At 64.2% G+C, this 14,272-nt stretch carries 11 protein-coding genes; 9 read left to right on the top strand and 2 right to left on the bottom strand.

Features of this window, described 5'->3' with window-relative positions:
• Positions 1–22: 22 nt before the first annotated feature.
• Positions 23–724 carry a hypothetical protein gene (locus KTR60_RS17980; protein ID WP_019749074.1) on the bottom strand — a complete coding sequence of 234 codons (702 nt, stop codon included), beginning with the start codon at positions 722–724 and terminating at the stop codon, positions 23–25.
• A gap of 172 nt (positions 725–896) precedes the next feature.
• Here KTR60_RS17980 and KTR60_RS17975 point away from each other — a divergent pair, with 172 nt between their 5' ends.
• From KTR60_RS17975 to proB, 9 genes are all read left to right on the top strand, one after another.
• Positions 897–3,578 (top strand): valine--tRNA ligase, encoded by a 2,682-nt coding sequence (locus KTR60_RS17975; protein WP_228401106.1) that lies wholly within the window; start codon positions 897–899, stop codon positions 3,576–3,578.
• Positions 3,575–5,014, top strand: coding sequence for a bifunctional tetrahydrofolate synthase/dihydrofolate synthase (folC, locus tag KTR60_RS17970; RefSeq protein WP_228401105.1), 1,440 nt, complete (start codon positions 3,575–3,577; stop codon positions 5,012–5,014). The genes KTR60_RS17975 and folC overlap by 4 nt, the downstream gene beginning before the upstream one ends.
• On the top strand, positions 5,011–5,451 hold the full coding sequence (locus tag KTR60_RS17965) for a DUF4233 domain-containing protein (protein WP_003944448.1): 441 nt from the start codon (positions 5,011–5,013) through the stop codon (positions 5,449–5,451). Before folC ends, KTR60_RS17965 begins: the two co-directional genes overlap by 4 nt.
• Before the next feature lie 18 nt (positions 5,452–5,469).
• Positions 5,470–5,889 carry a nucleoside-diphosphate kinase gene (gene ndk / locus KTR60_RS17960; RefSeq protein ID WP_003944527.1) on the top strand — a complete coding sequence of 140 codons (420 nt, stop codon included), beginning with the start codon at positions 5,470–5,472 and terminating at the stop codon, positions 5,887–5,889.
• A gap of 448 nt (positions 5,890–6,337) precedes the next feature.
• On the top strand, positions 6,338–9,586 hold the full coding sequence (locus tag KTR60_RS17955) for a translation initiation factor IF-2 N-terminal domain-containing protein (RefSeq protein ID WP_228401104.1): 3,249 nt from the start codon (positions 6,338–6,340) through the stop codon (positions 9,584–9,586).
• A gap of 319 nt (positions 9,587–9,905) precedes the next feature.
• Positions 9,906–10,217, top strand: coding sequence for a 50S ribosomal protein L21 (gene rplU / locus KTR60_RS17950; RefSeq protein ID WP_003944533.1), 312 nt, complete (start codon positions 9,906–9,908; stop codon positions 10,215–10,217).
• A gap of 42 nt (positions 10,218–10,259) precedes the next feature.
• Entirely contained in the window at positions 10,260–10,529 is a 270-nt protein-coding gene (rpmA, locus tag KTR60_RS17945) for a 50S ribosomal protein L27 (RefSeq protein ID WP_003944532.1), read from the top strand.
• Between the two features lie 231 nt (positions 10,530–10,760).
• Entirely contained in the window at positions 10,761–12,212 is a 1,452-nt protein-coding gene (obgE, locus tag KTR60_RS17940; protein ID WP_003944579.1) for a GTPase ObgE, read from the top strand.
• Between the two features lie 44 nt (positions 12,213–12,256).
• Positions 12,257–13,360: a glutamate 5-kinase gene (gene proB / locus KTR60_RS17935; protein WP_003944552.1), complete on the top strand. Its 1,104-nt coding sequence runs from the start codon at positions 12,257–12,259 to the stop codon at positions 13,358–13,360.
• Here proB and KTR60_RS17930 read toward each other — a convergent pair.
• Entirely contained in the window at positions 13,333–14,190 is an 858-nt protein-coding gene (locus KTR60_RS17930) for an NAD-dependent protein deacetylase (RefSeq protein WP_007730998.1), read from the bottom strand. The two genes, proB and KTR60_RS17930, sit on opposite strands and share 28 nt — an antisense overlap.
• Positions 14,191–14,272: the final 82 nt, after the last annotated feature.

Raw genomic sequence — 14,272 nt, 5'->3', positions numbered from 1 at the left:
TTCGCGTGGATCCGGACCGGAATCAGGCGCCGGGGCAACGAACGGTGTACGACCACTCGGTGTGGTCAGGGCCCGTGACGCGAACCAGAACGGACGACGCCCCACCGGCGGGCACGTTGACGACAGCTGAACCAGTTCCCTCGTTGATGTTGTCGCCGATGTATCCGGTGCTGTGGATCAACCGACCTTCGTAGTACACCTCGATCAGGTCCGGGACGTTCTCGGTCTCGTAGCCGAGCACGAACGAGGTCGGGCCACCGCGGCCGAGTTCGTGCTTGGTGCTGGTGATTCCTGCGCCGCCCGAGACGGTCGAGGCGTCGCAGCGCTGCGTGGGCGCAAACGATCCGCCGCCGCCGCTGCCGCTGGCCAGGCCACTGAGAATGTCCCTGACGTTGCCACTGGCCAGGCCGTTGACGATGTCCGTCGCGCTGGTCGAGCCGGCGTTCAGGCCGCCGAGGACGTCGTTGAGGTTCCCAGTGGCGATCCCGCCGACGATGTCACCCACGCTGCCGCTGGCGATGCCGTTTGCGATGTCGTTCCCGATATCGCCGACGCTTCCGTTGATCGTGGCGCTGCCACTGTCGATGCTTCCTTGCACACTTTCTTCGATGCCGGGGGCAGCGGACGCAGTCGCCGGAAGCACGAGGGCAACCGCCGCTCCGATCGTCGCGGCCGCCGCCAAGGTTCGAACGCCGGGACGGCGAGAACTCCAGTTGTTCAACATATTTGCTCCACGGGTAGTTGGTCGGTCGTCCTTCAGAGCGATCCTGTCAGCCGAGCGGATCGGTGAATATCGTTTGTTCGGCTGACCCCGGACCGCGGGGCAGTCGTTCGTGTGCGCCGCGGCGGCCGACGGGCGAATTCGTTCACGACGGGGGAGTCATTAGGATCAAGTGGTGACCAGTGCAGCTCCAGAGAACCCCCAGACCCCCGCCGACGCCCTACCCAAGAGCTGGGACCCCAGCGCGGTAGAGGCCGATCTGTATCAAGGCTGGGTAGACGCCGGGTACTTCCAGGCCGACGCGACCAGCGACAAGCCCGGCTACTCCATCGTGCTGCCGCCCCCGAACGTCACCGGCAGCCTGCACATGGGCCATGCCCTGGATCACACCCTCATGGACGTGCTCAGCCGTCGCAAGCGGATGCAGGGCTACGAGGTGCTGTGGCTGCCAGGCATGGACCACGCCGGTATCGCCACGCAGTCCGTCGTCGAGAAGCAACTCGCTGCCGACGGAAAGACCAAGGAAGATTTCGGCCGCGAGCTGTTCATCGACAAGGTCTGGGACTGGAAGCGCGAATCCGGTGGAACCATCGGTGGCCAGATGCGGCGCATCGGTGACGGCGTCGACTGGAGTCGTGATCGTTTCACGATGGACGAGGGCCTCTCCCGCGCCGTCCAGACCGTCTTCAAGCGCATGTTCGACGAGGGCCTGATCTACCGCGCCGAGCGTCTCGTGAACTGGTCGCCGGTGCTGCAGACCGCGATCTCCGACATCGAGGTGAAGTTCGAGGACGTCGAGGGTGAGCTGGTTTCCCTGCGCTACGGCTCGCTCGACGACAACGAGCCGCACGTCATCGTCGCGACCACTCGCGTCGAGACGATGCTCGGTGACACCGCAGTAGCGGTCCATCCCGAGGACGAGCGCTACAAGCACCTCATCGGCACCACTCTCGATCATCCGTTCACCGGGCGTCAGATCCCGATCATCGCCGACGACTACGTCGACCCCGAGTTCGGAACCGGCGCTGTGAAGATCACGCCGGCTCACGATCCCAACGACTTCGAGATGGGCCTGCGGCACAACCTGCCGATGCCCACCATCATGGACAAGACCGGCAAGATTGCCGACACCGGAACCGAATTCGACGGAATGGACCGCTTCGAGGCTCGCGTCAAGGTTCGCGAAGCTCTCGACGAGCAGGGACGCGTCGTCGCCGAGAAGCGCCCGTACCTGCACAGCGTCGGGCACTCCGAGCGCAGTGGCGAGGCCATCGAGCCTCGTCTCTCGTTGCAGTGGTGGGTCAAGGTCGAGACGCTCGCCAAGGCTGCGGGTGACGCGGTTCGCAACGGGGACACCGTCATTCACCCGGCGAGCCAGGAGCCACGCTGGTTCGACTGGGTCGACAACATGCATGACTGGTGCATTTCCCGTCAGCTCTGGTGGGGTCACCGCATTCCGGTCTGGTACGGCCCCGAGGGTGAAGTTGCGTGCTTCGGTCCTGACGAAACGGCGCCGGAAGGCTGGGTCCAGGATCCCGACGTCCTCGATACCTGGTTCTCCTCCGGACTGTGGCCCTTCTCGACGATGGGCTGGCCGGACAACACGCCCGAACTCGAAAAGTTCTATCCCACCAGCGTTCTCGTCACCGGCTACGACATCCTGTTCTTCTGGGTCGCCCGCATGATGATGTTCGGCACCTACGTGTCCGAGGACGAGTCGATCACCGCCGGTCCGGGTAAGTCCGGCGCGCAGATGCCGTTCAAGGACGTGTTCCTGCACGGACTGGTCCGCGATCAGTACGGCAAGAAGATGTCGAAGTCTCGCGGCAACGGTATCGACCCACTCGACTGGGTCGATCGTTTCGGCGCCGACGCCCTGCGATTCACACTTGCACGCGGCGCCAACCCGGGCAGCGACCTGTCCGTCGGTGAGGATTCGGCGCAGTCCTCGCGCAACTTCGCGACCAAGTTGTTCAACGCGACCAAGTTCGCTCTGATGAACGGCGCTGCTCCCGCGCCGCTGCCCGCTCGAAGCGAACTGACCGACGCCGATCGTTGGATCCTCGACCGTCTCGACACGGTCCAGGCCGAGGCGGACGCCGCATTCGATCGCTACGAGTTCAGCAAGGCGTGCGAAGGCCTGTTCCACTTCGCGTGGGACGAGGTCTGTGACTGGTACCTCGAACTCGCCAAGGTGCAGTTCGCCGCCGACGAGGCCGTCGCCGCGAACACCCGCGCCGTGCTCGGCAACGTTCTCGATGCACTGCTCCGCCTCCTGCACCCGGTCATTCCGTTCGTGACCGAAACCCTGTGGAAGGTGCTCACCGGCGGCGAGTCCGTCGTCGTCGCCGAATGGCCCACGTTGTCCGGTGAGGCAGTCGACGCCCAGGCCGCAACCAGGATCGAAGACACGCAGAAGCTGATCACCGAGGTGCGACGATTCCGAAACGATCAGGGACTCAAGCCTTCCCAGAAGGTCCCGGCTCGTGCGTCCGGGCTCTCGGAGGCCGGCATGGACGGCCAGTTCGCCTACGTGGCGGCGCTGGCCAAGCTGACCGAACCCGAAGAGGGATTCACCGCGTCGATCTCCGTCGAGGTGCGCCTGAGCCAGGGCACCGTCACTGTCGACATCGACACCTCGGGCACCATCGACCTCGGCGCGGAGAAGAAGCGGCTCGAAAAGGACCTCGCGGCAGCGCAGAAGGAGCTCGTCACCGCTGACAACAAGCTGGCGAACGAGGCCTTCCTGGCGAAGGCGCCCGACGCCGTCGTCGACAAGATCAAGACACGTCGCCAGATCGCCGTCGAAGAGATCGAGCGCATCACGGGACGTCTGAAGGAGTTGGCCGACAAGTGAGTTCGTACGAACCGTCCCAATTCGACGCTCAGAGTTCGGTTCCGACTCCGGTCGACATCGCCGAACTGGCGCTGGTGGAAGCAGAACTCGACAAACGTTGGCCCGAGACCAAGATCGAGCCGTCACTGACTCGTATCGAGGCGCTCATGGATGTCCTGGGCTCGCCTCAGCACAACTATCCGTCGGTGCACGTCACGGGAACCAACGGTAAGACGTCGGTGACGCGCATGATCGATTCGTTGATGACGGCTCTGCATCGTCGCACCGGGCGAACCACCAGCCCTCATCTGCAGATCGCGACCGAGCGGATCAGCATCGACGGTCATCCGATCTCGCCGCGGCTCTACGTGGACACGTTCCGCGAGATCGAGCCGTACGTGCAGATGATCGACGCACAGTCGGAGGAAGCCGGGGGACCGGCGATGAGCAAGTTCGAAGTGCTCACCGCCATGGCCTATGCGGCCTTCGCGGAGGCGCCGGTCGACGTCGCCGTGGTCGAGGTCGGCCTCGGCGGACGCTGGGACGCCACCAACGTGATCGACGGACAGGTTGCGGTGATCACCCCGATCAGCCTCGATCACGCCGAGTACCTGGGCACCGACCTGGCCGGGATCGCGGAGGAGAAGGCCGGGATCATCAAGAAGGGCCGCGAGGACCTGGTTCCGGTGGACACCGTCGCGATCATCGCCGAGCAGACTCCCGAAGCCATGGAGGTATTGCTGCGGCGTGCTGTCGAGGTGGAGGCCGCGGTCGCTCGTGAAGGCTCGGAGTTCAAGGTGCTTGCTCGCCAGATCGCGGTGGGCGGACAGCAGCTCGAACTTCAAGGCTTGAGCGGTGTGTACACCGACATCTTCCTCCCCCTTCACGGTGAGCATCAGGCGCGCAACGCCGCGCTCGCGCTCGCTGCCGTAGAAGCGTTCTTCGGTGCCGGTCCGGATCGACAACTGGATCAGGATGCAATCCGCAACGGGTTCGCCTCGGTCGTCAATCCCGGTCGCCTCGAACGTGTTCGGAGTGCGCCGACGGTCTTTCTCGACGCCGCCCACAATCCAGACGGTGCCCGCGCTCTCGCGGCCGCACTGGCCGCCGAGTTCGACTTCCGCAAGCTCGTGGGAGTGGTCAGCGTCATGGCGGACAAGGACGTCGACGCCATCCTGACTGCATTCGAATCCGTCTTCGACGAGATCGTCGTCACCCACAACGGGTCACCCCGGGCGATGGACGTCGAAGAACTGGCGAACATCGCCGTCGCGAAGTTCGGCGACGAGCGCGTCGTCGTTGCGCCGGTGCTTGCCGACGCCTTGGAAGTCGCGATCGAAATCGCCGAGCAGGTCGCCGAACCCGGTGAGGCCGTATCAGGGGCGGGTGTGGTGGTGACGGGATCCGTCGTGACCGCAGGCGCCGCCCGCACGCTGTTCGGAAAGGGCCCCGCGTGAGTACCCCGTCAGATGCCAATCCCGAGTCCGGAGACCACGAGCCCGGAGACACTGCCGGCGAGTTCGGGCCGCCGACCAAGGACCCGTGGAAAAGCTTCCGCGGAGTGATGGCCGGAACCCTGATCCTCGAGGCGATCGTCGTGCTGCTGGCTTTGCCGGTTGTCGCGGTCGTCGGCGGAGGACTCACCGCGGCCTCCGCGGGATTCATCATCGGGTTGGCGGTACTGATGATTCTGGGTGCGGGCATCCAGGGCAAGCCGTGGGCGATGGGGTTCAACGTCGCGCTGCAGGTGATCCTTCTGTTCGGTTTCTTCGTCCACCCGTCGATCGCCGGTGTGGCGATCACCTTCGGGATCGTCTGGGGATACCTCGTCTACCTGCAGAGAGACATCAAGCGCCGGATGGACAAGGGCCTGCTTCCCGGTCAGCGGGACTGACCATTTAGGCTGTCCGCTGTGACTGAGCGCACCCTCGTACTGATCAAGCCCGACGCCGTTGCCCGTGGATACGTAGGAGAAATCCTCAGCCGTATCGAGCGCAAAGGCCTGACAATTGCAGCACTCGACCTCCGCGTAGCTTCCGAAGAGGTGGCTGGTAGCCACTACGCAGAACACGCCGAGCGTCCGTTCTACCCGAGCTTGTTGGAGTTCATCACCTCCGGTCCGCTGGTGGCCGCAGTGCTCGAAGGCCCCCGAGCCATCGCTGCTTTCCGTCAGTTGGCCGGCGGAACCGACCCGGTCGACAAGGCTCTTCCGGGTACGATCCGCGGCGACTTCGGACTCGAAGCGCAGCAGAACCTCGTTCACGGCAGCGACTCCGTGGAGTCGGCAGAGCGTGAAATCGCTCTGTGGTTCCCCGCGCTGTCGTCCATCTGAATCTCCGATCGGGCCTCTGGCCCACATGAACGGGCCTTCGGCCCACATCTCCACAGCGAATTCTCGGCACGTATCCCACATCGGTGCGCCCTTTGCAGTTGCAGGCGCGTTGGTGTGGGATACTGCTTTCAGTTGAACCGCAATTTGTTTTACGCACGTTCAACCGGATGACACCTAGGTTCGATGCCCTTTCATCGCTGCTCCAGGTCAACAGGAAATCCCTGGACCTCTGCACGCTGGATGATCAGGCGCTCGCGCACAGGACAACGGCCATCCAGCCAGGCACTTCATGTGCTCGCAGTGAATAACGGGCATTGCGGACCATGCGGAGCGAGACCTTACAATCTCGTACTCACTTCTGAGTGCGAGTACACACAGCACGCTCCCGCGTGGCCGCGTGACAACTCGACTTCTGGGTTGGACGCGCCCGGGGGCTGAGGAGACTTACGTGGCCGATCAATCCCCAACCGAATCAGATTCCAGCACCACCCCGGAATTTCCCGACAAGATGCGCGTACACGCGCTGGCGAAGTTGCTCGGCGTCACCAGCAAGCAGGTCCTTGCCGAAGCCGCAGCGCTCGGTACCGAATTGCGCAGCGCGCAGTCGAGTCTCCACCGTGACGTCGCTCAGCGGATTCATGCCTCGTTGACTTCCGCGGCCGAGGCCATCGAGCCCGTCGTCGCCGAGCTCGACACACTCATCGACCCGGTTGTCGAGGCGCCGGTTGCCGAGGAGCCTGCTGCAGAAGCTCCCGTGGAGGCTGCTCCTGTTGCAGAGGCTCCGGCCGAGAAGCCTGTCAGGGCTCGTCGCACTCGCAAAAAGGTCGTCGTCGAAGAACCTGCAGCAGAAGAAACAGTGGATCCGGCTGTCGCCGAGATCAGCGCTGGACTCGACGCCGCAGCTGCGCTGCAGAGCAAGGAAGCCGAGCAGTCCGATCTGTTCACTTCCTTCGAGGCGCCGCAGACCCATCAGCCCGAGGTGGCTCCCGCCGCGCCGCAGGTCCCGCTGTTCCTGCAGCCGGATCTCGAAGCCGCCGAGGTAGCTCCGCGTCGCCGTCGCGCACGCCGCGAGCCTGCTGCACCGGCGGTCGTCGAAGAGAAGCAGACAACCGCGGAAGCCGAAACCGTCGTTCCCGAGGCAGCGCCGGTTGCAGTTCCTGCCGTCGAAGAGCCGGCTGTGACCGCACCGCAAACCGAGGGCGAGAGCGCCGAGTCCGAGGACGAGGACGACGATCAGCCGCGTCGCCGTCGTCGTGGACGCCGTGGACGTGGACGTGGTCGCGGTGAACAGGGTGGCGAGCAGGGTTCGGACGAAGAGTCGGATACCGCTACCGAATCGGAGCAGGAATCTGCCCCTGCGGCAGTCGAGAAGCAAACCGGCGACGCTGCCGGCGAAGACTCCGGTGAGAAGTCCGAGTCCACCGCGGATGCGGATTCCGAGAACGCCGACGATTCCGATCTCGATGCCGACGGATCGAGCCGCCGTCGCCGTCGTCGTCGTCGTCGCAAGACCGGCACCGATGGCGCCACCGACGCGACTGCGACGTCCGAGGACGATCCGCCGAACACCGTCGTTCACGAGCGCGAGCCGCGCAACAAGACCCGCGTCAAGGACGAGGTCCAGGGCATCAGTGGTTCGACACGTCTGGAAGCGAAGCGCCAGCGTCGCCGCGACGGTCGTGACGCCGGCCGACGTCGCCCACCGATCCTGACCGAGTCGGAGTTCCTCGCGCGTCGTGAGGCCGTCGATCGCGTCATGGTCGTGCGCGATCGGGCAGACAGCGGTCAGCCGCATGCGACTACACAGGTAGCAGTCCTCGAAGACGGAGTGCTGGTCGAGCACTTCGTCACCAACTCGGCGTCCGCGTCGATGGTCGGCAACGTGTACCTCGGACGTGTCCAGAACGTGCTCCCCAGCATGGAAGCTGCGTTCATCGACATCGGACGTGGCCGCAACGGTGTTCTCTACGCCGGTGAGGTCAACTGGGAGGCTGCCGGTCTCGGTGGCAACTCGCGCAAGATCGAGCAGGCTCTCAAGCCTGGCGATCAGGTGCTCGTTCAGGTCAGCAAGGATCCGGTCGGCCACAAGGGTGCTCGACTGACGACACAGATTTCGCTTGCCGGTCGTTTCCTCGTCTACGTGCCCGGTGGTACGTCCACGGGTATCAGCCGCAAGCTTCCGGACACCGAGCGCAAGCGTCTCAAGGAAATCTTGCGCGACATCGTGCCCGCCGACGCGGGCGTGATCATTCGCACGGCGTCCGAGGGCGTCAGCGAAGAAGAGTTGGCGCGCGACGTGACTCGTCTGCAGGCTCAGTGGGCCGGCATCGAGGAGCAGGCTGCGGCTGCGGACACCGGTAAGTCCGGCAACCCGCAGGCGCTGTACGAAGAGCCTGACATGCTGGTCAAGGTCATTCGTGATCTGTTCAACGAGGACTTCTCCAAGCTGGTCATCGAGGGCGAGAAGGCGCACACGACGGTCGAGAACTACATCAACTCCGTTGCGCCCGACCTGCTTCCGCGGCTCGAGAAGTACACGCCGAACAACGGTATCGACGTCTTCGCGGCTCGCCGTATCGACGAGCAGTTGGCCAAGGCACTCGATCGCAAGGTGTGGCTGCCGTCCGGCGGCACCCTGGTGATCGACCGCACCGAGGCCATGACCGTCGTCGACGTCAACACCGGCAAGTTCACCGGAGCCGGCGGAAACCTCGAAGAGACCGTCACCCGTAACAACCTCGAAGCGGCCGAGGAGATCGTTCGCCAGATGCGCCTGCGGGACATCGGCGGAATGATCGTCGTCGACTTCATCGACATGGTTCTCGAATCGAACCGGGACCTGGTCCTGCGTCGGCTCACCGAATGCCTGGGTCGCGATCGCACGCGCCATCAGGTGTCGGAGGTCACGTCACTCGGGCTCGTGCAGATGACGCGCAAGAAGTTGGGCACCGGATTGGTCGAGGCCTTCTCGACCACCTGTGAGCACTGCCACGGCCGCGGCATCATCGTCCATTCCGAGCCCGTCGAGGTGAAGTCCTCGGACGACGGAGGATCGCGTTCGGGCTCGCAGCGCAGTGATTCCGGTACCTCGCGCAAGAACAAGCGTGGCCGCGGAGACAAGTCGGCTTCGACCGAGTCCAACGGACAGGAAGCTCCGGCGCCGGAGGTTCCGGCCGTCGACGCGACGGTCAAGCGGGCTCATCCGGTGGCATTGGCGATGGCCTCGCATCACCACGACGACGACGAGACCGTCGCGGCCGACTCGACCGAGTCTGATTCCGCCGGTGTGTCTTCGGGGGACGATGCATCCAAAAGTGCCGATCGGCAACAAGATCGGCCGATACATACTCCTGCTGCTGCTGAGCACCATGACGTTCCTGTTGTGGACTCTGCTGCGGAAGAAGTATCCGCAGTGGACAACGAGTCGGCCGCAGCTTCGACCGAAGCAGCTCCGCGCGGTCGTCGGCGTAGTCGCCGGGCGTCGCGGGCAGCGTCGGCACCGGTTGCCGAGGCAGCTCCCGAGGTGGGCACGGTCTTCGTGATTCCGACTCCGGAACCCGTGGTGGACGCGGTCGCGGAAAACGTTCCGGCTCCGGCCACCGAAGTTCCGGCTGAGGAAGAAGTTGTCGTCGTCAAGAGACCCCGTCGCAGGCGTGCAGCAGCACGTCCCGCAGGTCCTCCGGTAGACGGAGAGTAAGAACTACTGGCTTTCGGTCGGTTGGATGACTTCGCGATGAGCGAGGACATCCAACCGCTATCCGAAGTTTCAGCTGGTAGAAGCAGTACAGAGTAGTAAGCACCACCCCTCGGCGGGGCGGTTTGACCCTGACGGTTGCTTTCCCGTAACCTTGGAGGGTCGCCACCCGGCGGTAGAGATTCCGTGTGCCTAGAGTGCGCGTGAATGTCCCGGTACGTCAGTGCCGAGCCGAGGTGACATAAACCAGACCAGTCGCGATGCATTTGAAGCCTCAGGCAGCAGCGCGAGCAAGTTCGAAGAAGCAAGGGGTAGCCCTCCGATGGCAACGTACGCGATCGTCAAGACCGGCGGAAAGCAGTACAAGGTCGCTGTTGGTGACCTCGTCAAGGTCGAGAAGATCGAGGGTGAGCCCGGCACTGCTGTCTCGCTTGCTCCCGTTCTCGTGGTCGACGGATCTGACCTGACCACCGACGCGGCCAAGCTGGCCAAGGTCGCAGTCACCAGTGAGATCGTCGAGCACACCAAGGGCCCGAAGATCCGCATCCACAAGTTCAAGAACAAGACCGGTTACCACAAGCGTCAGGGCCACAGGCAGCCGATCACGGTGCTCAAGGTCACGGGCATCAAGTAACCAGTTCTTTCTAGCTAATTTCACCCGAGGAGGGTCAATAGCATGGCACATAAGAAGGGTGCATCCAGCTCCCGTAACGGTCGCGATTCAAACGCCCAGCGCCTCGGCGTGAAGCGCTTCGGCGGCCAGTCGGTCAGCGCAGGCGAAATCCTGGTTCGCCAGCGCGGCACGCACTTCCACCCCGGCGTCAACGTCGGCCGTGGCGGCGACGACACCCTGTTCGCTCTCGCTGCCGGCGCAGTCGAGTTCGGCCAGAAGCGTGGACGCAAGACCGTGAACATCGTTCCGGCCGTCGTTGCGGCTGAGGTCTAGTCTTTCTCGCTAGTTGTGCGTCATCGGTTCTACTTCGGTAAGCCGGTTCTGCTTTCGGTAAGAGAGTGACGCGTTCCAAGCTCCCGATAGGGGCGGACCAGGGTTGAAATAACCCGGTCCGCCCCTATCGTTTGTTTAAGCAGTACCCGTTTTGCCCCGAGCAACCCTGCTCACCAGAAGTTCAGCTCATCGCGTGAGACCCGCAATTGACTGAGGAAGGATCCGGCAGTCATGTCCCGATTCATTGACCGTGTTGTGCTGCACGTCAGCGCTGGAAAAGGCGGCAATGGTTGCGCCTCCGTACACCGCGAGAAGTTCAAACCGCTCGGCGGTCCGGACGGTGCCAACGGAGGTCGCGGTGGCGACGTCATCCTCGTGGTCGACGAGAACATCCACACCCTCCTCGACTTTCACTTCCATCCCAACGCGAAGGCGACCAACGGCAAGCAGGGCGCCGGCAGTAACCGCGAGGGTGCAAACGGTGAAGACCTCATCCTCAAGGTTCCGGATGGAACTGTGGTTCTCGATACCGACGGCAACGTGCTTGCCGACCTCGTGGGAGTCGGTTCACGCTTCGACGCCGCTCAGGGTGGCCGCGGCGGACTCGGCAACGCAGCACTCGCCTCGAAAGCCCGCAAAGCTCCCGGTTTCGCACTCCTCGGTGAGGACGGTGTCGAGCGTGACCTGGTTCTCGAACTCAAGTCGGTAGCCGACGTCGGTCTGCTCGGATTCCCCTCCGCCGGTAAGTCTTCGCTTGTGTCCGTTCTCTCTGCGGCTAAGCCGAAGATCGCCGACTACCCCTTCACCACTCTGGTCCCCAACCTCGGCGTCGTCTCGAGCGGTGACACCACCTTCACCGTCGCCGACGTGCCCGGGCTGATCCCCGGTGCAAGCGAAGGCCGCGGTTTGGGCCTGGACTTCCTGCGCCACATCGAACGCTGCGCCGTATTGGCGCACGTGATCGACTGCGCCACCCTCGATCCGGGACGTGACCCGATCTCCGACATCGACGCCTTGGAAGCAGAGCTGGCCGCGTACACGCCCGCGCTCTCCGGCGATTCGGGACTCGGTGACCTCGACAAGCGCCCGCGCGTCGTCATCCTCAACAAGACCGACGTTCCCGAGGCCGCCGAATTGGCCGAAATGGTCACGCCTGAGATCGAAGCTCGCGGATGGCCGGTCTTCACCATCTCGGCGGTGAGCCGAGAAGGATTGCGACCGTTGACATTCGCGCTGGCGAAGATGGTCCGCGACTACCGCGAAGCTCATCCGAAGCCCGAGCCGAAGCGCCAGGTCATTCGCCCGGTCAAGGTCAAGGATTCCAGCTTCACCATCGAGAAGGATCCCGATATTCCCGGTGGGTTCGTCGTCCGAGGCACCCGCCCGGAGCGGTGGATTCGTCAGACCGCCTTCGACAACGACGAGGCCGTTGGCTACCTCGCCGACCGTCTTGCTCGATTGGGCGTCGAGGACGCATTGGTCAAGAAGGGCGCTCAGCCAGGAGCTTCCGTCACCATCGGCGACGTCAGCTTCGAGTGGGAGCCGATGACGCCGGCCGGTATCGATCTGACCCGCACGGGCCGTGGAACCGACCCGCGTCTCGATCAGGTGGAGCGCATCGGCGCCGACGAGCGCAAGCACGCGCGTCGTGTCCGCCGCGGCTTGCTCGACGAAGACGCCTGACCCACGCGATTTCAGGACGAAAACCGAAGAGAGGGAACGGGACTGTGCTCGGGTCCACCAGGGAGTCGATAGCGTCGGCTCACAGTATCGTCGTGAAGATCGGGTCGTCTGCGCTCACCAGTCTGGTGGCGGGACTCGATACTCACCGACTCGATCTGTTGGCCGACGCCATCGAGGCTCGCATGCGTGCGGGTTCCGATGTCGTCGTCGTCTCGTCCGGTGCCGTCGGCGCCGGACTGGCGCCGCTGGGACTGACCAAGCGGCCTCGCGATCTCGCGACCAAGCAGGCTGCGGCCAGCGTCGGTCAGTTGGCTCTGGCTCACGCCTGGGGTACGTCGTTCGCCCGTTACGGCCGTACCGTCGGGCAGGTTCTACTCACGGCTGACGACATCGCTCGACGGACGCAGCACCGCAACGCCCAACGGACACTCGATCGTCTACGGGCATTGCACGCGGTGGCGATCGTGAACGAGAACGACACCGTTGCCACCACCGAACTTCGATTCGGTGACAACGATCGGCTGGCTGCACTGGTTGCTCATCTGGTCGGCGCCGACGCGTTGATCCTGTTGTCGGATGTGGACGGACTGTACGACGGGGATCCCCGAAAGGGCGATGCCACACTGATTCCCGAGGTCAACAGTCCCGAGGATCTCGACGGTGTGGTTGCCGGTTCGGGTGGCGCCCTCGGTACCGGAGGCATGGCGTCGAAGCTCTCAGCAGCACGCCTGGCCGCTGATTCCGGCGTGCCGGTTCTGCTCGCGGCAGCATCGGATGCTGCGCAGGCACTCAGTGGTGCCGATGTCGGAACGGCATTTGCGCCCCGGCCGACGCGATTGTCGGCCCGCCGATTCTGGGTTCGTCACGCCGCTGACACATCGGGTGACCTCCACCTCGACGAAGGCGCCGTCCGCGCGGTCGTGTCCAAGCGTCGAAGCCTTCTGTCCGCTGGCATCGTCGGTGTATCCGGTGACTTCCACGCCGGCGACGTCGTGTCCCTGATGGGGCCGGGGGAGAAGCCCGTCGCCCGGGGTGTCGTTGCGTTCGACGCTGCGGAGATCGAGGAGATCCTGGGGCGCTCCACCACCGATCTACCGGCCGACATGCAGCGTCCCGTGGTTCACGCGGACGACTTGGTGGCGCTGTAGCTTTCGTGCTCGACGAGGGCGGAAAGTGCTTCAGCGCAACCGACTTCGAGCTTGAGGTCGGCGAATTCGTCGCCGCGAGTCGTGCCTCGATTGACGATGGCGATCGGCTTCCCGGTCTTGGCGGCATACCGGACGAAACGTAGGCCGGACATCACGGTCAACGACGACCCGGCTACCAACAGAGCGTCGGATTGGTCGACAAGGCTGTATGCACGGGCGACGCGTTCCTTGGGGACGGATTCGCCGAAGTAGACGATGTCCGGTTTGAGTAAGCCACCGCACACGGCGCAATCCACGACGCGAAAGTGTGCGGTGGATTCGATCACGGCATCTGCGTCGGGTGCGATTTCGACTCCTGTTGCAGCAGCGACTGTTTCGGCGAATCCAGGATTGGCTTCTTCCAGTCTCTCCGCGAGAGTGGTGCGGGAGATCAGCCGCTGGCAGCTCAGGCATCGAACCTGCGCGTAGGTGCCGTGGAGGTCGATGACGTTTCGCGCGCCGGCCTTGGTGTGCAGGAGGTCGACGTTCTGGGTGATCACGCCGACGGCTCGCCCTGTTCGTTCCAGCGCCGCGACGGCCCGGTGGCCCTGGTTGGGGCGGGAGCTGTCCATGTATCGCCAGCCGATGTGGTTGCGCGCCCAGTAGTGCCGCCGAAACGCCGGATCGCCGATGAACTGCTGGAACGTCATCGGATTGCGCGGGGGTGAATCAGGTCCGCGGTAGTCCGGGATTCCGGAGTCGGTGGAGATGCCGGCGCCCGTCAGAACTGCCAGGCGACGGCCGGCCAGGAGTTCGGGAAGGGCATCGAGGCGGCTGTTGTCGGTGGGCACTGCTCCAGGATAGGCGCGTGTGCGAGACGGAGGCGCGGAGGAAGTCCGAAATGTTCAATAGAACACGTGTGCGATCGCCGAT

Source organism: Rhodococcus sp. C1, assembly GCF_020809065.1.
Taxonomy (GTDB): Bacteria; Actinomycetota; Actinomycetes; order Mycobacteriales; family Mycobacteriaceae; genus Rhodococcus_F; species Rhodococcus_F qingshengii.
The sequence above is the reverse complement of the archived record's forward strand: the minus strand, read 5'-3'. Positions and strand labels throughout refer to the sequence as shown.

Bases quoted from the DNA above. Each gene is read 5' to 3' on its own strand.
- KTR60_RS17980 (WP_019749074.1), bottom strand. From the start codon at position 724: ATGTTGAACAACTGGAGTTCTCGCCGTCCCGGCGTTCGAACCTTGGCG.
- rplU (WP_003944533.1), top strand. From the start codon at position 9,906: ATGGCAACGTACGCGATCGTCAAGACCGGCGGAAAGCAGTACAAGGTC.
- rpmA (WP_003944532.1), top strand. From the start codon at position 10,260: ATGGCACATAAGAAGGGTGCATCCAGCTCCCGTAACGGTCGCGATTCA.
- obgE (WP_003944579.1), top strand. From the start codon at position 10,761: ATGTCCCGATTCATTGACCGTGTTGTGCTGCACGTCAGCGCTGGAAAA.